Consider the following 22,601-nt stretch of genomic DNA (forward strand, 5'->3'; position numbering starts at 1 on the left):
TTACTTGGTAAATAGGTTGAAAAATTGAGTAGGGTATTGTTGATAGCTTGATTGCAGTTGGCGGGTTTGGCGATTGATCTCTTGTATTTTGGCATCGTACCATAGCCATATAAAAAGCAAGCCCAAGAAGAGCAACAACAGAATGGCAATCAGCCACAGAATTGATTTTGAAGGAGTGAGTTTATTCATGAGCATCTGAAATATGCAGTGCAATGCTCCGTGAATTTGACTATTTCCCCAAGTTTGGGGCGTGACAAAAGCGTGACAAGGCTGTGACAAAGTAGTTACAAAAAAATAAACCCCTGTTTTGCAGGGGTTTATAAAACAACACAATCACCTTCGCCTTAAAAGGCTAAATATTTTCTATCAGTTCTTCCAAGCTCGTTTGTTCGGAAAGTTGGAGCTTTTTTCGCAACCTACTTTTGTATTGACGGATGGTATCCGACCCAACGCCCAAAGCCGTAGCCATCTCGTTGTTGGAAAACTTTAGTTTTGATAACACCACAAATCGAATTTCGGCTGGACTCAATTCTGGATATTTTGTTTTTAAACGAAGCAAATAATCGGTATGCACTTTATCAAAAAGTCGCCGAAATCTATCCCATTCCTCTTCTCTTAGTAGCGTAATTTTCTGCAATTGATTGATGATTTCTGCGTTTTCTTCACCCGATTTTTTGGCCAAAGTCTCAACCAGTTGATTATTGTCCATCAGTTTTTTCGCGAAGTCGTTTAGTTCAGCAGTCGCCTCTTCCAGCTCTTTCTGTGCTTTCTGTAAAGCTGCTTCTTTTTGCTTCGATTTTTGAGATTGCCAACGATATACCCACACCGCCGCTATCATCAGTAAAATCACCATTACAATCAGCGCATTGCGGATAAAAAGGCTCACACTTTTCTCATGTTCGAGTTTTAGAACTTCTGCTTTGTGGATTTCCAAATCCGTTTTTTGCTTGGCCCGCATGATTTGAAGCGCATTGAATTGACGGGCAAGGCTATCTCTGATAATCAAGGCCGAGTCCAGATACACCGAAGCTAATTTACTGTTCCCCTTGGCCGATTCCAAACGTGCCAGCTGCGGATAGAGCAGCTCAAAACGCTTGTATTGCCCCGACAAAATGGCACATTTTTTTGCCTTGCTCAAGTATTTTTCGGCTAAAGCCACATCCCCCTCGTCCAAGGCAATCGCCCCCAACGGTGTAAGCGACCCAACCGCCAATCCGTAATCTTTGAGAACTTCAATGGCTGATTTCGCATCCAACTCCAACAAGGGTTTCGCTTTTTGGTACTGCTTCGTCAGGTAATAACTATACCCAATATTTCCGCTCGATATTGCTTTCCATACCCCTTTTTCAAAGCAACTTGGCTCATAAAACTCGTACGCTTTTTGAAAATAATAATTGGCTTTGTCGTATTGCTTCAACTTTTGATAACACAATCCAAGCGTGTTAGCCGTGTGCGTCAATTGCCTTTTGCAATCCTGCGTATAGGGTGGCACAGTCAAGGCCAATTCAAGGTACTTGATGGTCGTCAAATAGTCCGAAAAAAAATAATACGCTTCTCCGATTTTGTAGTAGTACAACAACTTATCAGGAATTTCGATGTCGGGAGTATTGGCCAGAAGCTCCGCCAGTTTTTCAAAGTGGATAAACGCCTGTTCGTAATTACGCACAGCATTAAAATAAATAATCCCGTACAAATATTCCAGTTTGATTTCTAGCCATCGCCACTTTTTGTTCGTATTAAATTGATACACACTGTCAATAAAACCCAACGATTGCTTAGTAAACTCTGGATGATAGAAATAATCTCTGTGTATTAAAATATCCGTTTCTACGGTTAATTCTTCGTCTCCTTCTTTTTCGGCTATTTTTTTGATGTTTCCAACGTAAGCTTGATACTGCTTGACAGTTAGACCAGGAGGATTTCCGTTATCCAGGTCAAACATGGTCGGAAACCGTTGGGCGTAGGTCTTGTGTAATAGGTATTTATAATTCAGTTGTCCCAAGCCATTGAACGACAGTAGAACAAGTAACAGGTACAAGAGTTTTTTCATTATTAACAGCTTCCAATTTATCTACACGCAAATGTAAGAACAGACACTTATAAAAAAGTCCTGTGATGATATTTTCACAGGACTTTTGGTATATAATCTACTTACGTTCTCTTACTCCACCTTCACCACTTTCAGCGTCACTTGCTGATCAGAAGTCGTCACTTTCAAGAAATACATCCCCGTCGGTAACGCACTCACGCTAAATTCCTCTTGGTGCGTGTTGGTTTCGGGCACAAATTGGCGGCTCAAAACTTCACGGCCTGCGGCATCCATCAACGCCGCTTGCACCACTTGCCCCTTGCTATCTTGCACTTTCAAGCGGAGGATATTGGTGACAGGGTTGGGCAGAACGGTGGCGAAAGACACGTTATCAGTTATCTGTTTTCCGTTATCCGCCGCTTGCCCCTTGCCCTTTGCCACTTGCCCACTGCCAGTTGCCACTTGCCTCGCTGCGCCTAGTCCTACCCCGTCTTTCGACTGGATGCGGAACCAATACTCTTGATAGGCCAACACGTTGCCTTGCGGTTTCCGCGTTGAGGGATAAATACTGCCCCAACCCTTTTGGTCCCAATATCGAATCCCTAACTTGTATAAACCTTTGGGTAAACCTGCATCGTAGAAATTTCCACCCGCACCGTTGTCTTGGTAAAAGCCGTAGGCGGGATGGTTTTGAGCATATAATTCCGTCCAGCCTTCACGGTTGGCGTACATAAAATACGGCGCGTTGTTCTCGTGCGTATTGAAGGAGCGAAGCACGCCCATTTCGGGCGTCGCCAACATGTCGAACGTCAGCGAACCATCAGTGCTTAATCCACACGCTTCTACGTTGATTGTCCAATAACGAGGAGCCATTTTGTTGGCATTTTCGACAAAATACAACGTCGGATTTACCTGCGTGCTTTGTTCTAATTCAGGGCCACCATCGCGCGTGATGAATTGGCTACTCCACAGAGATTTGTCGTTCACTGGCTTTACTGCCGACTTGCTTTCTCCAATATTTATCAACGTCACCACGAAGGCATTCCAGTAAATGTCTTTACGAACGCTTTCTGCACTTTGACAACCACCTTCAAAAAGACACTTCGCCCAGTAACTCTGCTTCGTCACGTTGCTGAACGACACTTCAAAACTTGAAGTAGTTACACCTGTGTTCCAAAACGTTTGACTGCCTGCGGGGCAATTGGCTGAGATTGTCACTGTCGTGCCTGTACAAACTATCTCTTGAGACACCGTAATGATTGGCGCTACTTGGGTTGGTGTTAAAGTGAATGTCACCACATTGCTCTTCTCACTCACACAACCATTTTCCGTCTGACATCGAGCGTAGTACGACGTCGTTTGGCTGGGTACTGTGGCGGGAAGACTTGGCAAAGCAACGTTCGTCGTGGCATTGTACCAAACTGTCCGCAAACTCCCGCAAGACGATTGTCCACTGAAACTAGCCGATGGGTTACAACTGCTCGTCGATGATAGCGACACCGTTGGCGCTGATGGAATTACAACCAATTTTAACCGCATTACCCCCGACTCAGATTCTACACAAGAAACCGTTCCTCCTGATTGACGACAACGTACGCGGTAGTTGTGGAACTGATTATCCACCAAACCCACTGGCACACCCGCACTGTATTCACCACCATCCACTGAATAAAGCGTTACTTCATTTACTCCGCAATTGGCATTAAAACTAAGTGGTATATTCACCAAACTACACACTTCCTTCGTCTCTCCTACGGCTACTGTTACACCATCCACGAACAGAGACACATTTTGCGGAACAGTCGAACGGTAGTTAATCGTCAACTCAATCGGTGAGGTATATGTCACAGGGCAAGAGCCATCGCAAGCCGCTTGGTAGCGGTGGAGTTGGTTATTGGACGATTGGGATACTGGGGCATTAGGAGACCAGTCACTCCACGAGCCACTTCCGACTTGTACTCGCCAAACAGGCGACCCCGAAACACATAAACCCGAAACCGTAAACTGCAAACCGTTCACAGGATTCGCATCCGTGTCGCACAAAACTTGAGAATTGCCTTCGTTTAAGGTTTGTTGCAACGTAGTCAGCGTAATCGTCGGCTTACCTTGAATTTTCACCTCCACGCTACCTAGTTGACTTTGGCTACACGTCGTTGATGAGCTCTCTTCCACACTCAATAACGTATAAACAGATGTCCCCACTACTCCCGTTGGAGCTGATACCGTGACACTGTTGCCACTTGTCGTTGTCACCGTTTGCGGAGCACCATCGTTGATTTTGTAAGTAAATTTGTAAGGTGTTACCCCTCCATTACCCGTAAAAACAACCGTAGGGGAAGCTCCATCTTTGCACGCAACACCCCCACCTGTAATCGCCGCCGTAGGCAGTGCTTTCATCGTCACTTGAATTGACACCGTCTTAGGACAAGGGTTACTCGCATCATTGACTGAGAAATACATCGTTTGAGTACCCGACAGCGCCACATTAGTCAACGTGAATGTATTGGATGCTTGGTCATACGTACCCGCTTGGATAGTGAGCAGGGCGTCACTGTACCACGTACTACCCGCCGTAAAGTTATTGGTGCCACCGATTTGAAGGGCAGAAGTGCCTATTGTTCCACAAACCGACATTGGAGCTACAATCATATCATTGTTAGTGACATTCGGCACTGAATTACCTTGTGGATACTCAATGACGCCATCATTGGTCAATGCCGAATTGGTGTGCGTTTGCACAGTATTAACCGTAAACAGCCCTGCGTTGGTAAATGTACCCGCATTGTTGAGGTTATCAAAAATGGTGAGCTTGGCGCAAGCATTATTGTTAAAGATTGAACCAGCCTCATTTTGTACCCCGTCTATTGCCGTTTGTTTAATACTAATTTCGCCACCTGCATTATTAAACACGGCATTAACTCCTTGTACATTGGCGATACCACTACCTGTCAAAGAGCCATTTTCTCCCATCTGAATCAAACCTGCATTGGTAAACGCACGGGTAGAAACAATGCCGCTCTGCACTTGGTCAATGTAGATTTTTGCACCTGTGGTATTGGTAAAAGCTGTCGTACTCAGAATACCCGTGCTAAAACTTCCTTCACTAGCATTAAACACATTACTAATCGTGATTTTGCCCGCATTTTGGAAAGTGCCAGAGGAATTCCATATCCCATTGCCCCAAGGGTTAGCAATAGAAATGATTCCTGTAGCACTGTTGGTGAAGTTGGTAGAACTGCTACCAGTATTCAGAATACCGTCTTGTGCACGAACAAGTCCAATATTTCCAACGGTAATCACCGCATCGTTGGTGAAGGTTCCCTCATTCCGAATAGCGCCTATAGCGCTCGTATTTAAAATACCTATTCGATTGATACGTATCTCTCCCCCAACTTTATTCGTAAACGTGCAACCAGTTGCACTTCGAAGCCCCACTCCCCTAATATCCTTCTGACTCCCGATGTCAATAAGGGCTTCATTATTCATCACAGTACCCGTATTCAATAGGTAAATGGCATGGCTGCCCGTCCAATCAATATAAATCGCCCCCCCCGTTTTGTTATTAAAAGTATTACCCTCTAGTCTTATCCCCCCCCCAGTAACGGCTGCATTGCTACCAATTTTTATGAGGGCTTCATTATTGACTAATCCGTTTGAATAAAATGCTTGAGCCCCTCCCGCTTGGTCAATATAGATAGCAGCATTGGGTTTGTTATTAAACGTACCACCGTTGCGATGCACAATACCGATGGCTCCAACAGCACTGGTATTACCTACTCGGATGGTACCGTTATTGTCCAACGTACCATAGTTGTCTAATCCATGACGCGGTGATACTGCGCCGTTAATAGCAAGGCTTCCCGTAGCGTTTATTGTCAGTACCGCTCCGCCCAATACTAGCACCGACTTGGCCACGGCAGCCGTACCCGCCCCAATGACAGGGTCGTTTGTTACATTAGGGATATTTACATCATCAGTTGCCGTAGGAACGCTGCCATCTTGCCAGTTGCCTGCCGTCGCCCAATCGGTAGATACACAACCCGTCCAAGTATCGGTAGTGGTAACAGTAAAGGGCGAAGAAAGTACAACGGGATTGCTTGCATAAGTCGTCTCGCAACTTGGGCTGCCTTGAATACGTGCTTTGATGTTATAGTTCCCTGCGTCCAAGTTGTTGAAAGTGGCGTTGGTACTCCAAGTATCACCATTATTGATACTGTATTCTATTGTACCCGTTCCTGTGGCATTCACTACGATAGTCCCAGTTGGCACGGCGCAAGTAGGTTGGGTGACGGTGGGAGCAGTAATGTTGGGGGGAGTACAATTCATGGTAAAGTTCAAACACCAGCCTCCAATGCTTCCTGTATTAGTAACGGCATCATCTACTGCGTACAAATACCAAGTGCCATTGGGATTACTATTAATAAAAAGTGTTCCCAAAGACGTGGTGCTCGCGGAGGTATAGGGTCCCGCCGGAGCAGGAGAAGGGAAAGCATCGGTACCTACCTCAAAATCGGTCGGTCTGAAAGTTCCGCTGACCAATGTCGTGTTGTTCGGCAATTCACTTGATGCACTTGAGTCGAAAATCAAATCAAGGTTTGTGACGGCATTTGCCCCGCCGACATCAGACATAAAAACATATTTTTGACCGGTCGGAGAGTACAGCAGTAAGTCAATGTCATCAGGCGCGGTATGCGTTAAGTTTTTCAGCGTAATCGTTACTTTCTCAATCGTACCCGTTAGGCCCGATACATTAATGCGGGAGGGATAAGGCGTAGCCATCCCATTATCGTTGATTGTAATGCCGCCTTCGTTACAAAAGGTAGTACCATCTACAGTGGTGGCAGTATTGACCGTTTGGATAAGGGAGCCAGAGCTGCTGTTAAACCCAGCGGTTCCGTTGTAATGAACAGTAACCAAGTGGCCGCCCTCTGTCCAGTTAGATTTACTGAACGTGGCTTGTCCGCTGCCATTGAGCGACACATTCGTAGCTAAAGCTTGTGCGCCTTCAAAAAAAGATACGGTCCCCGTCGTAACGGGGTTTCCACTGCTGGTTACAGTGGCGGTAATAGTAACGCTATTTCCCGTAAAAGACGGATTCAGGCTTGATGTAAGCACTGTAGCGGTAGGCACATCGGCCCGCAGGAAAGTAGGGTTGGCCAAACCCAAATAAGACAACAGCAACAATGCAAGAAGTGGTAGTTTTAGTATTGCCCAACGTTGTACTGATGTACAGATTCCCCCCTTCAGGGAGAATAAAAGGAAAGAGAGTATGGAATGTGGCATAGTAGGGTAAAGGATAGTCATCTGATTTATCGACGGTTTGAGTAACAAGTATATTTTCGGCTAATTTTTGAAGCAATCCCGCCGCCAACAGCGCACTGAAGAGCCTTCTTAACGTAATGGTTGAGGGGGTAGTTAGCTTAGTTGATTTGAGGACGGAATACGCAGAAAAAATGTGCTGACCGACAGAGTAAAAATAGAGAGAATAAACAAAACAATGTTAGTCTATTCGTCCAATTACTTAGTCTATTGTTCCAAAATTTAGTCTATTGTTCCGTATTACTTCAAAAAAGGGGCAAAATGGAGAATATGAGGAGCTACTTACTCTACTGATGAAGTAGTGGGCAAGCCAAACTTTTTTAAAACGGCCTGGAAGCGGGGCTCTTTGCGAATGGCTCTGTACATGGGAGTCACTAAAATCTCGGAAGAGACACGCCCCATCGAAGCTGCCTTTTCCAAACAAATTAAACTGCTGTCTTTTTGACCTAAGCCAGCATAAAGCATGGATTTGCTGACAAAATCCTGCGCTTCGCTACCCATTTTATTCAGCAACGTACGAGTAGGGGCTGGACTTCCCAACCTAGCCGCGCAATACGCACTGCTTACATTCCCGTACTTCATGTTTGGATTGAGTTGTTCCATTTTCGTAAACTCCTTCAGGGCTTTATCGAACCGGTTGTGGTACAGCTCATACTCACCTCTCGCCATGTAATACACAAAGGAGTCATCAAAAATCAATTTTCCGTCGGCAAGGGCTTTTTGAGCTAAATCGTCACGATTGGCATACGCACAATTCCAGATATGACCAGAGAGAATTACGGGATACAATGGATCTAACGAAACAGCCTTGGTGCTATACCGCAGGGCTTCGTTCAGCTGGCCCATGGAGCGCAATAACAGACTGTACCAGTAGATAGTTTGGGCATCGTTAGGGCGATATTTGAGAGAGATTTCGTAGGCCGTTTTGGCTTGTTTCCACCTAAACCGTCCACGGTAAATATTGCCCAGCGTGGCATAGGCTGTACTGTTATGTTCATCCAACTGAATGGCTTTGAGCGCTTGCTCTTCGGCCAGCTCCATCGACGGCTGTAGCTCCCGATACCCCATATTTCCTAAAAACAAGCACGCACTCGCTTTGTAGGCTTGAGCTTCGGCAAAGGTGGAGTCTAGGGCCAGCGCCTTGTCAAAACGAAGAATACTTTCGAGCAATTTTTCTTTGGTACGGGTCAGGCATAAGGTACGTCCGAGCAAAAACTCCTGATAAGCTTCCTGATTTTGCGTAGGTACGCGTTCCAATTCTTGCAAAAGCGCGGGCGAAATTTTTTGTTTCAATTGCGCCACAATGCCTTGTATCATCTCATTCTTCAATCGGAAAAGTTGGGATAAATCCCCTTTGAATTGTTGACTCCAAACTTGATGTTCGTCCTGCGCGCGTATCAGCGACAGGCCTATTTCGATGGCGTTGTTCTGCTCCTTGACCGTTCCTTTTAATAGATACACCACCCCCAGTTCTTTCCCAATCTGCCCATTGGTTTTGTTGGAATCTCGGTACTGATTTGTTGAACCTTGGGCAATCACTTTTAGGTTTTCAATCAACGAAAGCGATGAATGCAGGCCGTTCAAAATACCGTCCGCCAAAGCGGGATTTTGGTTAAGACTTTTGAAAGGCAAAATGGCAACTGAATTGTCAAAATGCGGCAGGTAATCGTCGGAGGCGTTGGCCGTCGAAGATTTTAACATTCCCCAAAACACCCCGCCCGCCATTATAACCATTATTATTAGGCCAACAACGACCCAATTCCGACGCGTCATTGGGCTACTCGGCGGCGGCGGCGTTTCTTCAGGCAACAAAACCTCTTCTACAACGACCTCTACTTCCTGCGGAATCGGTAAATTATTTTTACTTTTTCGGTATTCCGTAGGGCTAATGCCATAGGCTTGAATAAAATACTTGCTAAAATTTTGGGGGCTATCTATACCTACCAAACCCGCGATTTCGGTGATACGCAAATTGGAAGAATCAAGCAGCGCCTTGGCTTTGTCAAGACGAATACTCCTAATATAAAGCGTCGTAGAAAGTTGGGTTTTATCTTTAACAATGCGATGAAGGCGCGTTTTACTAACTCCTAATTCTTTATAAACCGCCTCTAACGAAAGTTCGGAATTGCTTACATTATTTTCAATCAGCCGAGTTAGTTTTTCGAGAATCTCGCTATCCGAACGGTTCATAATAGACATATATCAATAATAGAGTAAGCATAAACGCTAGTAAATATATCCTTTTTGGGGTAAAAATTCCTAAAAGGTCAAACGTATATTCAGCGTTTTCCCTCAGAAAGAACCCAGATTTTCACCTCGTGTCTCCCCCATTTTCCTTCATTCTTCGGGTTCGGGCAAGCCTTCTTGAATAATAATCGTGTAAAATTGACACTTTCTAAGATGACTGAACATTTGTAGCGCTTATTTGGTGATTTGTGCTACTCTATTTTTGAGTCACCCCCTTTCTTTGCAGCAGTAATATCATATTATTTATCAAATAAATTATGTTTTCATTGATTTATGAGAAACATTAACTTCTACATTTCCACCACTCAGAAAAAGCTGTGCCTGGTCGTCTGGTGTGTATCGCTTTTGATTGGGTTTTCGGGCTTGTCGTTAAGAGCACAAACGACAAAAGCCCAAACAGTAAAAGGGACGGTGAAGTCCAACACGGGAGAAACCATCCCTGGCGCTACGATTGTCCTCAAGGGAACCACCCGAGGAGTAAACACCGATGCTTCGGGCGAGTTTTCAATCACTTGTCCACCCAATCAAACATTGGTTGTTAGTTATGTTGGTTACAAAACCAAAGAGGTCGTGGTTGGAGCTAAAACAACCATCAACGTCGTACTGGAAGAGTCACTGTCAGAACTGAACGAAGTCGTGGTAGTTGGTTACGGACGGCAGCGCAAAGAGGGCGTTGTAGCATCCGTTACCCAAACCACCAACAAAGAGCTTGAACGCGCTGGAGGGGTATCAAGTATTGGTGCGGCATTGACGGGTAACGTCCCTGGACTTATTACCAATGCCAGTACAGGACTTCCTGGCGCAGAAGACCCTCAGATTCTGATTCGTGGTCGTAGTTCTTGGAACAACTCTGAGCCACTTATTCTTGTCGATGGCGTTGAGCGTCCTATGACAAGCGTGGACATCAGTTCGGTTGAAACCATCACGGTCTTGAAAGATGCCTCAGCTACTGCCGTCTTTGGTTCGAGAGGTGCCAACGGGGTTATTTTGATTACGACCAAGCGCGGGCAAACGGGCAAGGCTTCCATCAGAGCCACCGTCAACACCATCGTGAAAGCGCCTTCAAAATTGCCCAAAAAGTACGATGCCTACGATGCCCTCAGAATCAGAAACGAGGCCATCGAGTATGAGCTTGCTACCCGTCCTGAGGGATGGAGAAACTACTTACCAGAGGCCATTCTTGACAAATACCGCAACCCTGCCAACCTAGAGGAGGCCGAACGCTACCCTAACGTCAATTGGGAAGAAGCCCTATTTAAATCTCATGCAATTTCTAACAACGCCAACCTGAACATCAGCGGGGGAACGAATTTGGTCAAGTATTTCACCAGCGCCGACTTCTTACAAGAGGCCGATTTGTTTAAAGTATATGACAACCGCCGTGGATACCAACAGGGTTTTGGCTTTAACCGCCTCAACGTACGTAGCAACTTAGATTTTCAGTTGACAAAAAGCACGGTATTGAAAACCAACCTTTCGGGTTCGTATGGCATAAGAAAGAGCCCATGGGGCTTTAGTGGAAGCCAATACGGCCCTTGGATTGATGCCTACAATGCTGCTCCTGACTTGTTTTTGCCCAAATATGCCGACGGTTCATGGGGTTTTTATGCGCCCAATCAAGCAAGGGCCGAAAACTCGGCGTTGAGCCTTGCGATTGGCGGTGTTCAGTACCAAACAACGGCCCGTATTACAACCGACTTTACCCTCGAACAAGACTTAGACATGCTTGTCAAAGGTCTGAGAGCAGCGGGTACAGTATCGTTAGACAACACCTTTGTTGAGTCGAATCGTGGGGTAAATGACCTTTACAACAACACTCAACGCAAATGGATTAACCCCGAAACGGGCGTAGCTACTTACCAACAAGCCGTGGATGGTATCACTGGTTTTGATTTTCAGGAAGGTATCAAATGGGCACCAGCCGCAGGAAGTATCGATGCCAGCCAACGCCGTTTGTTTTATCAGTTCCAACTGAATTATAACAAAACCATTGCTGACCGACACAACATTAACTTGATGGCTTTGACCAACCGAAACGTCTTTGCCAACGGTAACACCATTCCGTCTTACCGCGAAGACTGGGTGTTTAGAACAACCTATAACTACCACAATAGATACACCATCGAGTACAATGGTGCCTATAATGGTTCTGAGCAATTTGCGAAAGATTATCGTTTTGCTTTTTTCTCTTCTGGAGGCGCCAACTGGGTTATCTCAAACGAAAAGTTCATGAAACCAATTCGTTTTGTCAACTCTCTTAAACTTCGTTTGTCGTATGGACAAACAGGTTTTGATAACTTGGGCGTACGCTGGCCTTATTTAGAGCAATGGGCTTATGGCGGACGATCAAGACTTGGCGTAAACGGGGAAGGTGCTGAGCAAAGCCCCTATATGTGGTATTCTCAGTCAACCGTTGGTAACCCTACCGTACAATGGGAAGAATCTGAAAAATACAACCTTGGTTTAGATTTCGAGCTTTTCAAGGGTTTTGTCAAAGGGAAAGCTGATTATTTTCAAGACAACAGAAGTAAAATCCTCCTAACAGGTCGGTCCGACGTACCAAGTTACTTTGGGGCAGCCCCGCCAGTTGCCAACTTAGGTGCTGTAAAAGCCAATGGCTACGAAGTAGAACTTCATTTTAATAAAAATCTAGGCAAAACACGTTTGTGGGCTGACCTTAACATGACCCACACCAAAAACACCATCCTTGAGCGTGCCACGCCCGAATTGCTCCCCGATTACCAAAAACCCGAGGGAATGCAAATCGACCAAACGTATTCGTACGTAAACAAAGGAATGTACAATACTTGGGATCAGCTTTATGGTAGTACCATGCACAACGTGAATGACAACCAAAAGCTCGTAGGAAACTATTACTTAGTCGATTACAATGGCGACGGCGTGATTGATTCTCAAGACCGAATTCCTTACGGACATACTGGCTGGCCACAAAACACCTACAACGCTACTTTTGGTTTGGACTGGAAAGGTTTCTCGGCGTTTGTTCAGTTCTACGCGGTCAACAATGCAACTCGTCAAGTGGTATTTACAAGTTTGGGCTCACAAAGCACGACCGTGTATCATGAAGGCGAATATTGGTCACCTCAAAACCCTACAGGTACCCCCATCCCCCGTTGGCTCACTACCCCTTTTAGCGATTACCGAGGCAGTCAGTATATGTTCGATGGCTCGTATCTGCGCTTAAAAAATGCGGAAATCGCCTACAATTTCACGCCTGAACGTAGTCGGAAACTTGGACTTAGCAGCCTCAGAATCTATCTCAACGGAAACAACCTCATTGCTTGGAGCAAAATGCCTGACGATAGAGAGTCCAATTTTGCTGGAACAGGCTGGGCGTCGCAAGGAGCTTATCCTACAGTGAAGAGATATAATTTAGGTTTAAACATTACTTTCTAATAAATCAACCATGAAAAAGAGAATAAAACTTTTCTGCGTAGCGGCAGTTTGTTCCCTCACTTTTGGGGTTACTTCATGCTCACATTTTTTGGATCGTGACCCACAATCGCTTGTATCTGAAAAAGATGCATTTAAAAACTTTATCAATTTCCAAGGTTTTACCGAAGAGCTTTATCATACCATTCCCGATTTCTCTAATGGCTACTGGACCAACTCGTGGAACTGGGGCGAGGACGAAATCCAATCGACCGCCCAAAATTTTCACTTTGGAGTAAAAATCGAAAACGGCGACTTCTGGGGCTGGCAACGCAATTTTGACGGCTGGCAAGCGGGATGGATGGACCGCAACAACAACTCAACCAACGACGACCGCTTTACAAAATCGCTTTGGGGGTTGGGCTGGTATGGTATCCGCAAAGCCAATTTAGGACTTGCCAATTTGGATAAATTGACCGACGCTACTCAAGAAGAAAAAGACCTCATCAAAGGGCAATTGTTGTTCTTCCGTGGCTGGTATCACTTCATGTTTATGCAGTACTTTGGCGGACTTCCTTACATCGACAAAGTGCTTCCTGGCGATGAAAAACTGACCCTCCCTCGCCTCAAATACAGCGAATGTGCCGACAAAGCCGCCGCTGATTTCAGAGAAGCAGCCAACTTATTGCCTACCGACTGGGACAATACAACCGCTGGAAAAAGAACATTGGGCAAAAACCAATTGCGCATCAATAAAATCATGGCGCTGGGTTATTTGGGCAAAAATTACCTCTGGGCGGGCAGTCCATTGATGAATTCGGTGTCAGGTGGCGGTACTTCGTACAATGCTGATTATTGCAAAAAAGCAGCAGAAGCATTTGGCGAATTACTCAAATTGTGCGAAAGTGGCGAAGCGCCGCATAAATTAGTGCCTTTTGCTCAGTTCTATACCAACTTCTACACCACGGGTCAAAACTGGCAAATTCCAGGTGCGACGGAAGCGATCTTCCGTGGCCCTTATTATGGTGCCAATAGCTCAAACTGGGGAACAAGTAAGCAATACAGCCCACTAATTATCAGCGAAGGTGATGTGAAATTTTTGCCAACGTCCAATTACGTCAACTACTACGGAATGGCCAATGGCTTGCCTATCAAGGACATCACAAAAGCCGACCCTGAGTCAGGTTACAACCCCGAATACCCTTGGAGAGGCCGCGACCCACGTTTCTACAATGACATTGTTTTTGACGGTGTCCGAATGGTCGCAGGGAGCATTCCTAACGCCAGCGAAGCCAACAACCGCTACGCCAACTTACACACGGGTGGCTCCTACCGCGACATCGCCACGGGAAGCCGCACGGGCTACTTGTTGTTCAAATTTGTTCCACGTACGGCCAACAAATACGACCAAGGATACGGCTATGACAAAAGCTTGCACGTTCACCTACCGTACATGCGTCTGGCCGATATTTATTTGATGTATGCCGAAGCTGCGGCTCAGGGCTATGGCTCGTCGGCGGGTAAGTCAACAAACTACAGCAAAACCTCCGTCGATGCCATCAATGTCATCAGAGAACGCGCAGGAGTAGGCCGTGTAGATGCGCAATTCTTGGGTTCTTTGGACAAATACATGGAAGAACTTCGCCGCGAACGTGCCGTGGAACTTTCGTTTGAAGGTCACCGTTTCAATGACCTCCGCCGTTGGCTCTTAATTGCTAAAAGCCCTTATACGCTCAAAAAATCAATTGAATTTGACCGTGCTACTCCCCTTGACCCTGCCAAAGATCCGAAAGATAACCGCGTCTTGAACCTCCGCGAAAGTGTTATCCTCGAACGTAGGTTCACCGAAAAACACAACTGGTTGCCACTGAAGGTAAACGACGTGAATTTGTATTTGGAATTCCCGCAAAACCCAGGCTGGTAAGAGATGTGAAATTTCCCAAAACGAGATAATCAATTGATAAACGAATAAGCAATGAAGTTTATAAAAATATTTTTGGGCTTGTGTCTCCTGTTGGCTTTACCCAAAGCCAATGTCATGGGACAAAACACGGCGCCTATTAAAATCAAAGCCACCATCGTTGGCACCAACAAACAGCCCATCAGTGGTGCTGTGGTAAAAAGCTCCGATGAAATCGGGAAAGCTACTGTGACCGACGCCTCGGGTACTTTCACCATCGAAGTACCCAAAAACGAAATGCTCTCCATCGCTGCCCCTGGTTTTAAAACCAAATACATTACCTCAACGGGGCCAATCGGTGAAATCGTGATGACACCCGAAGAAGTCAACGAACAAGTACGGGTTGCTTTTCGTGATGTCGATAAAAAGGACTTACTCGGCGGCGTAGCCTCGGTCAATGTGCAAGAACTGCTCGCTAAAAATTATTTTACCTATACCCTTGCCGACATGGAAGCGCTGATTCCAGGTTTCAACGGCAACAGTAACTGGGGAATGGGTAGTTACTTGTTTATGATTGATGGCGTTCCTCGCGAAACGGGCAACGTAGCCCCCACGGAGATTGACCAAATTGTGTTTTTGAAAGGTGCCAACGCTGTTGCCTTGTACGGTAGCCGTGCCGCCAAAGGCGTGATCAATGTCATTACGAAACGAGGCGGAATTGGTCAAAACAAATTTGAATTGAGGGTCAACAGCGGCGTCAACACACCAAAAGCTTTTCCTCGCTATTTGGGCTCGGCCGAGTACATGACCCTCTACAACGAGGCACGCCGAAACGACGGACTCACCAACTTGTACTCTGAATTAGACATTTACAATCATGCTTCGGGTCTAAGCAAGTACCGTTACCCTAACATTGATTTTTACTCGCCCGAATACCTCAAAAATGCCTACGGCAGCTACGATGCAACGGCAGAAATTTCGGGTGGAAACGAGCGCGTGAAGTATTATACCAACTTAGGTTATGCGACTTCGGGTTCTCTCCTAAATTTTGGCGAAGCGAAAAAGAACAACAACTCTGACCGCCTCAATTTCCGTGGAAATATCGACATCAAACTGAACGAATTTATCAGCGTAAACGCCGATGCTACGGCCATTTTCTTTACGGGACGTGGGGTTAACGCTAACTTTTGGAACAGCGCCACCACGGTTCGTCCCAATCGCTTCTCTCCCTTGATTCCCATTGACCTCATCGAGAAAGAAGACGCCGCATCTCAGGTATTTGTTCAAAACAGCAACAACATCATTGATGGAAAATATTTACTTGGTGGTACCCAATTAGACCAAACAAACCCTATCGCTACGATTTATTCGGGGGGAAACAACCAATACGCAAACCGACAATTCCAGTTCAACACAGGAATCAAGGCCGACCTCAGAAACGTATTGAAAGGGCTTAGTTTCAAGTCGGCTTTTGCCGTTGATTATGCCACCGAATATACCTTATCATACAATTATTCGTATGCCACCTACGCCCCTACTTGGAATAAATACAGCGGTACTGACCTCATTAGCAACCTAACTGTTTATAACCAAGACGCACGCTCTGGTACTCAAAACGTGTCAGGCAACCGCTATCGCCAAACGATTGCTTTCTCGGGTCAGTTCAATTACGACCGCACCTTCAACGGCAACCATCATTTGTCGGCGATATTGTTGGCCAACGGGTTTCAGCAGTCAGAATCGGCCATTTATCACCGTACAAGCAATGCCAACTTGGGTTTCTTGGCCAGCTACAACTTTAAGCACAAGTACTACCTCGACCTTAGCGCGGCCTACATCCATTCGGCCAAACTCCCTCCGAGCAATCGTCAAGCACTCTCTCCATCGATTTCTTTGGGCTGGCGAGTGAGCCAAGAAGATTTCTTGCGCAATGCTAGTGTCATCGATGATTTAAAACTGACAGCCTCGGCCAGCATTTTAAATACCGACCTTGATATCCAAAACTACTTTTTGTACCAAGGCGTTTATACGGGCGCAGGCTCGTGGTATGGCTGGAAAGACGGTACGGGTATTCAGGCGACCGAGTCGAGAAGAGGAGATAACCCCAACATGAAGTTCCCCAAAAGAGAAGAAATCACGCTTGGATTTGAGGGTACATTTTTCAAAAAACTCTTGACACTCAATGGTTCGTTCTTCATCAACAAACTTTCTGGAAATATTATTCAAGCCTCTGTTTTGTTCCCAAGCTACTTTACCACAGGCTGGCCAGTGTCATCGTTTATTCCTTTTGTCAACTACAACGACGACAAGCGGGTTGGTTTTGATTTTGGCGCAAGTGTGAACAAAAAATACGGCGAAGTTCAGTGGACTATGGGTGTCAATGGTACGTATTATGAAGCTATCGCCAGCAAAAGAGCTGAATTGTACGAAAACTCGTACCAAAACCGTCAAGGCAAACCACTTGATACCATGTGGGGCTTACAAAGCTTAGGGATGTTCCAAAACCAAGATGAGATTGTGAATTCTCCTACCCAAACGTTTGGTCAAGTAAAACCAGGTGACATTAAGTACAAAGACCAAAATGGAGATGGCATCATCGACACCCGCGACGAGGTTTACCTTGGCAAAGGCGGCTGGTTTGGTGCTCCCCTTACGTTGGGGGTAAACCTGACGGCGCAGTGGAAAAAGCTAACGTTTTTTGCGCTTTGTACGGGTCGTTTTGGTGGAAATGCTATGCGCAATAGCGCTTATTTCTGGGTGGATGGTGAAGATAAATACTCTGAAGTGGTAAGAGGAAGATGGACCGAAGAAACAAAAGCGACGGCTAACTACCCAAGATTAACCACTCTAAACAGCGATAACAACTTCCGCCCGTCTGATTTTTGGATGTACAAAACCAACCGTTTTGACCTGACAAAAGTACAAATCACCTACGACTTGACAGGTCTCCTCAAAATGAATTCGTTTGTGCGTGAGTTAGGCGTGTATGCCAATGGTTTTAGCCTTCTGACCGTTTCTGAGAATCGTAAAATTATGGAAATGAACGTAGGAAGCGCCCCGCAAACACGCTTGTTTAATCTTGGGATAAAAGCCCAGTTCTAAATTTTTAAAACTTCATTTTTGACTGTTACACTATGTTCTGTATCAATAAAGGAATAGTAAAGATACTGGTTTGTGCAACTGTTGTATTGACAGGATGCCAAGACCTTCTAGAACCTGCCATTGAAAATAATAGGCAACTAGACGCCAGTGCGTACTTACCAAGTGATTCGAGATTTCCATTTGGTATTTTGCTCAATGGCTACAACAGGATTCCTACCAACTCGTGGTCGTTCAATGACGTTGCTACCGACGATGCCGTTAGTAATGACCAAAACAACGCCTACCTGAAAATGGCAACGGGACAATGGACGGCCAACAACAACCCCGCCAACCAATGGACCAACTGCTTTGCGGGTATTCAGTATCTCAACATCACCCTCGGTGAAGTCGATAAGGTACAATGGGTAACCGACCCCGTAGCAAATAAGTTGTTTTCGACCCGAATCAAGGGGGAAGCCTATGGTCTTCGTGCGTTGCTGATGTACCATCTCTTGCAAACACACGCAGGTAAAGGTGTGGGCGGGCAAATGCTCGGTGTCCCTATTTTGACCAAAGTGCAAACCACCAGCGATAATTACAACTTGCCACGGGCGTCTTTTGAAGATTGTCTCAAGCAAATTTATCAGGATTTGGACAGTGCTGACATTAAGCTTCCACTTGATTATCGCGACATTACACTGGGACAAGAATCACAGATACCCGCCAAATACGGCAAAGTAACGCTCGAACAGTACAACCGTGCCTTTGGCGTTACCTTCAGTGGTCTATTTACGGGACGCATTGCGAAAGCCGTGAGAGCACAAACCGCTTTGTTGGCCGCAAGTCCTGCCTTCAACAGTGGGAATGCCACCAAATGGACAGACGCAGCCAATGCCGCAGCAGCAGTATTGAACTTAAACGGTGGCCTCAGTGCCATTCCAAGCGCAGCCGCCAGCGGTCTCACTTGGTACTCGAATACCACCGAAATCGGCAACCTAAAAGACGGGGCAAATCCACCAGAAATCATCTGGCGTAACAACTGGGGTGAAAACAGAGACTTAGAACAAGCCAATTTCCCGCCTACTCTATTCGGCAACGGCCGCATCAATCCTACCCAAAACTTGGTAGATGCGTTCCCGATGCTCAACGGCTATCCGATCAACAACCCGCTCAGTGGCTATAACCCTGCCGACCCTTACACCAACCGCGACCCTCGTTTGAGAATGTTTATTTTGGTAAACGGGGCAACGGCGGGCGTCAACAACACGGCCATTAACACCACAGCCAACGGCACCACCAACGACGCCCTCAGTCGGGTTGAAACCTCCACCAGAACGGGGTATTATTTGCGAAAACTGCTGCGTCAGGATGTCAACCTAAACCCTACTTCTGCCACCAACCAGCGCCACTACAAGCCGCATATTCGTTACACCGAAATCGCCTTGGCCTACGCCGAAGCCGCCAACGAAGCCTTTGGCCCTACGGGTACGGGTGCCAACACCTACTCGGCCTACGATGTCATTAGAGCGATTCGTAGAAGAGCGGGGATTGGTCTTACCAACAACGACCCCTATTTGGAAAGCGCCAAGGCCAGCAAAGAAACCATGCGTCAGCTCATTCGGAACGAGCGCCGTCTGGAACTCTGTTTTGAAGGGTTTAGATTCTGGGACTTGCGCCGTTGGAACGCCGAGCTCACCGAACCCGCCAAGGGCGTGAGCATTCAAAATGGTGTTTATACCATTCTGCCCGCCGTCCAAGACCGAGTGTTCAAAACCCACATGAAATACGGCCCCGTTCCGTATTCAGAAATCTTGAAATACTCCGCACTTGAACAAAACGAAGGCTGGAACTAATCATCAACGATTCTTTTATCATTGACAAAATTTTTAAATTTATGAAGAGATTTGTTTTAATAATGGTACTGTTCACGGTTGGGCTTGCCTCTTGTAATCAGGAAAAGATTTTTCCTGATTACAAATTCCAAAACGTCTATTTTGCCTACCAATATCCCGTCCGAACCATCACTTTTGGCGAAGACACATACATCAATACTGACTTAGACAACCAGCGTAAGTGCCAGATATATGCGGCAACTGGCGGTGTTTACGAAAGCCGTAAAGACATATCAGTCAAAATAGCGGTTGATAACTCTTTGCTAAGAAATGGGATGTTGTTTGGGGCAGGTAGAGACGAAATACTCGCCATGCCTACCAACTATTACTCGTTGGCTTCTGATCAAATTATTATTCCCAAAGGAGCATTGTCAGGCGGGGTGGACGTGCAACTGACCGATGCGTTTTTTGCTGACCCAAAATCCATCAAAAACACCTACGTCATTCCGTTGAGAATAACCCAAACCAACGCCGACTCTATTCTTCCCACCAAAAATTTTGTTTTGTATGCCATCAAATACGTCAACCCTTGGCATGGCAATTACCTCAGACGCGGTACGGACGTTGTCACGGGCAGTGTAAACCAAACCATTGTTCGTCGGGCGCAGTTTGTTGAAAAAGACGAAGTGAATAGGCTCTCAACCAAGTCGATGAGTGAGCTTGAATTTCCTGTGGTCATCAAAGACAAAGACGGCAAAAACGTCAACGTCACGCTCTTGATGCGATTTGAGGGAGAAAACAAATGCACCATTACGTCGGCCTCAACCAGCTATACCGCAAGTGGAAGCGGCACTTTTGTCAAAAAAGGCGAGAAAAACAGCTGGGGTAATAAAGACCGCGATGCGTTGTACCTCAAATATGAAATTACAATGGCAGGCATGAAAGTAGCCACCACCGACACCCTCGTGATGCGTGACCGCACGGTGGCATTGGAAACTTTTACACCCGTGGCAAAATAACTCTTGAGCCCATTAGAACAGTAATCTTATGAAAAAAATACATAAACTCGTACTGGGACTTACCACCTGTGTAGCAGCCTCATGTACCACTTTTGAGCCCGTTGAATTCAACGTCAACAAGCCCGAAAGTGCCGCAATTCAGGAAAATATTGATGCTTATCCCGCATTAAAATCCTACATCAACCGCAGTGCCCATCCAAATTTTAAACTGGGGGTTGCCCTTTCTTTGGCCGACTACAACAACAAAAACGTAATGTATCGGTTGGCCAACAAAAATTTCGATGAAATTGTCCTTGGCTACGAAATGAAACACGGGGCTGTTGTGCAGTCAAACGGTAATTTAGCCCTTGAAAACGTGGGCAAACTGTTGGAAACCGCCAAAGCCGCAGGCGCATCGGTTTATGGACATACCTTGTGCTGGCATGCCAACCAAAATGCGACTTACTTGAAAAGTGTCATTGCCCCCGATATTTTGTCATCAACGGGGCCAGGTTGGGATTTAATTACTGGGGCTGATTTTGAAACCGATGCCGCTACCAATTTCCAGAGTAATGCCAATGCAGTAATATCCTACACTGCCGCTGGCCAAGGTGCCAACGGAGTGGGTAGAGCCTTAAAAATCACCAATGCCAGTGTGCGCACCAACGACTGGGAAGCGCAGTTTTTCGTACGTTTTTCTCCTGCAGCTGTGCAAGGAGAGAAATACATCCTTAAAATGGACGTGAAGGCCGATGTAGCGGCTTCTTACCCAACGCAAGCCCACGTAACGCCTGGTGCGTACAAACACTGGGACTTTTTTGGAACGATTGCCGCTACGCCCACTTGGACTACTTATACCAAAGAGATTACCGTTACTGCTGACATGGCTACCTGTGGTGCTATTGCTTTTAATCTCGGCAAAACGGCCACAAATTTTTATTTTGATAACATCTCTTTGACAAAGTACAATGCAACTGGAAGCGTTCAGACCAAGGAAAAAGCACCTGAAGTAAAGAAAACACTCATTACCAACGCTTTGGACAAGTGGATGTCGGGCATGATGAATGTAGCCAAGCCTTACGTAAAAGCCTGGGATGTTGTGAATGAACCAATGGACGACGGCAAACCATTTGAATTAAAAACGGGCGTAGGCAAAACCCTCAAAGGTGACGAATTTTATTGGCAAGATTATATGGGTAAAGATTATGCCGTAACTGCCTTTCAATTGGCAAGAAAATACGGTAATCCCAACGATATTCTTTTCATTAATGATTACAACCTGGAGTACAATCTGGACAAGTGCAAAGGAATCATCGAGTATGTGAAGTATATCGAAAGTAAAGGGGCAAAAGTGGACGGTATCGGTACCCAAATGCACATCGACATCAACTCGGACAAAACCAAAATTACGGAGATGTTTAAGCTATTGGCTGGTACGGGCAAATTGATTAAAATTTCGGAGTTAGATATTGGTATGGCGGGTGTAAAAACGGCAGCGGCTACCCAAGAACATTACAAAGCACAAGCCGAAATGTACAAATACGTGATTGATAAGTACTTTGAGATTATCCCAGCCGCCCAACGCTACGGTATCACCATCTGGAGTCCGTTGGACAGTCCAGCTAACTCAAGTTGGAGAGCCGACGACCCCGTAGGACTTTGGACCCAACAATACGTAAGAAAATTAGCCTATTCGCAGGTTGCGGAAGCGGTTAAGGCCAATATGAAGTAATCGTCAAAGCACGACGTCTTTTTCAATCCCCCACATGTAAAAAATGATGGGGGATTGCTTTCATTAGGTA

General features: G+C 45.9%; 10 protein-coding genes. 6 read left to right on the forward strand and 4 right to left on the reverse strand.

Features of this window, described 5'->3' with window-relative positions:
* The 4 genes from DTQ70_RS15785 to DTQ70_RS15800 form a co-directional block, all read right to left on the reverse strand.
* On the reverse strand, nt 1-189 hold the full coding sequence (locus DTQ70_RS15785; protein WP_164490068.1) for a hypothetical protein: 189 nt from the start codon (nt 187-189) through the stop codon (nt 1-3).
* Between the two features lie 163 nt (nt 190-352).
* Entirely contained in the window at nt 353-2,050 is a 1,698-nt protein-coding gene (locus DTQ70_RS15790; RefSeq protein WP_122931700.1) for a tetratricopeptide repeat protein, read from the reverse strand.
* A gap of 111 nt (nt 2,051-2,161) precedes the next feature.
* On the reverse strand, nt 2,162-7,312 hold the full coding sequence (locus DTQ70_RS15795) for an Ig-like domain repeat protein (RefSeq protein WP_164490069.1): 5,151 nt from the start codon (nt 7,310-7,312) through the stop codon (nt 2,162-2,164).
* Nucleotides 7,313-7,630: 318 nt separating this feature from the next.
* A complete protein-coding gene (locus DTQ70_RS15800; protein ID WP_122931702.1) occupies nt 7,631-9,547 on the reverse strand; it encodes a helix-turn-helix domain-containing protein in 1,917 nt (638 codons plus the stop codon).
* Between the two features lie 321 nt (nt 9,548-9,868).
* Between DTQ70_RS15800 and DTQ70_RS15805 the strand changes: the two genes are divergently transcribed.
* From DTQ70_RS15805 to DTQ70_RS15830, 6 genes are read left to right on the forward strand one after another with little or no spacing between them, the layout of a single operon-like run.
* Complete coding sequence (locus DTQ70_RS15805; RefSeq protein WP_122931703.1) at nt 9,869-13,012, forward strand: TonB-dependent receptor; 3,144 nt, start codon at nt 9,869-9,871, stop codon at nt 13,010-13,012.
* Nucleotides 13,013-13,022: 10 nt separating this feature from the next.
* Complete coding sequence (locus tag DTQ70_RS15810) at nt 13,023-14,912, forward strand: RagB/SusD family nutrient uptake outer membrane protein (RefSeq protein ID WP_122931704.1); 1,890 nt, start codon at nt 13,023-13,025, stop codon at nt 14,910-14,912.
* A gap of 51 nt (nt 14,913-14,963) precedes the next feature.
* The gene (locus tag DTQ70_RS15815; RefSeq protein WP_122931705.1) at nt 14,964-17,990 is read left to right on the forward strand and encodes a SusC/RagA family TonB-linked outer membrane protein; all 3,027 of its coding nucleotides are present in this window, start codon (nt 14,964-14,966) and stop codon (nt 17,988-17,990) included.
* A 32-nt stretch (nt 17,991-18,022) separates the two neighbouring features.
* Nucleotides 18,023-19,822: a RagB/SusD family nutrient uptake outer membrane protein gene (locus DTQ70_RS15820; RefSeq protein WP_122931706.1), complete on the forward strand. Its 1,800-nt coding sequence runs from the start codon at nt 18,023-18,025 to the stop codon at nt 19,820-19,822.
* Between the two features lie 41 nt (nt 19,823-19,863).
* Nucleotides 19,864-20,820 (forward strand): DUF5627 domain-containing protein, encoded by a 957-nt coding sequence (locus DTQ70_RS15825; RefSeq protein ID WP_122931707.1) that lies wholly within the window; start codon nt 19,864-19,866, stop codon nt 20,818-20,820.
* Nucleotides 20,821-20,848: 28 nt separating this feature from the next.
* Nucleotides 20,849-22,531, forward strand: coding sequence for an endo-1,4-beta-xylanase (locus DTQ70_RS15830; RefSeq protein WP_122931708.1), 1,683 nt, complete (start codon nt 20,849-20,851; stop codon nt 22,529-22,531).
* Nucleotides 22,532-22,601: the final 70 nt, after the last annotated feature.

Origin of the sequence: Runella sp. SP2 (assembly GCF_003711225.1) — a bacterium.
Taxonomy (GTDB): domain Bacteria; phylum Bacteroidota; class Bacteroidia; order Cytophagales; family Spirosomataceae; genus Runella.

Excerpts from the sequence above, each read along its gene's own strand:
- DTQ70_RS15785 (WP_164490068.1), bottom strand. The coding sequence starts at position 189 with ATGAATAAACTCACTCCTTCAAAATCAATTCTGTGGCTGATTGCCATT.
- DTQ70_RS15790 (WP_122931700.1), bottom strand. The coding sequence starts at position 2,050 with ATGAAAAAACTCTTGTACCTGTTACTTGTTCTACTGTCGTTCAATGGC.
- DTQ70_RS15795 (WP_164490069.1), bottom strand. The coding sequence starts at position 7,312 with ATGCCACATTCCATACTCTCTTTCCTTTTATTCTCCCTGAAGGGGGGA.
- DTQ70_RS15800 (WP_122931702.1), bottom strand. The coding sequence starts at position 9,547 with ATGTCTATTATGAACCGTTCGGATAGCGAGATTCTCGAAAAACTAACT.
- DTQ70_RS15805 (WP_122931703.1), top strand. The coding sequence starts at position 9,869 with ATGAGAAACATTAACTTCTACATTTCCACCACTCAGAAAAAGCTGTGC.
- DTQ70_RS15810 (WP_122931704.1), top strand. The coding sequence starts at position 13,023 with ATGAAAAAGAGAATAAAACTTTTCTGCGTAGCGGCAGTTTGTTCCCTC.
- DTQ70_RS15815 (WP_122931705.1), top strand. The coding sequence starts at position 14,964 with ATGAAGTTTATAAAAATATTTTTGGGCTTGTGTCTCCTGTTGGCTTTA.
- DTQ70_RS15820 (WP_122931706.1), top strand. The coding sequence starts at position 18,023 with ATGTTCTGTATCAATAAAGGAATAGTAAAGATACTGGTTTGTGCAACT.
- DTQ70_RS15825 (WP_122931707.1), top strand. The coding sequence starts at position 19,864 with ATGAAGAGATTTGTTTTAATAATGGTACTGTTCACGGTTGGGCTTGCC.
- DTQ70_RS15830 (WP_122931708.1), top strand. The coding sequence starts at position 20,849 with ATGAAAAAAATACATAAACTCGTACTGGGACTTACCACCTGTGTAGCA.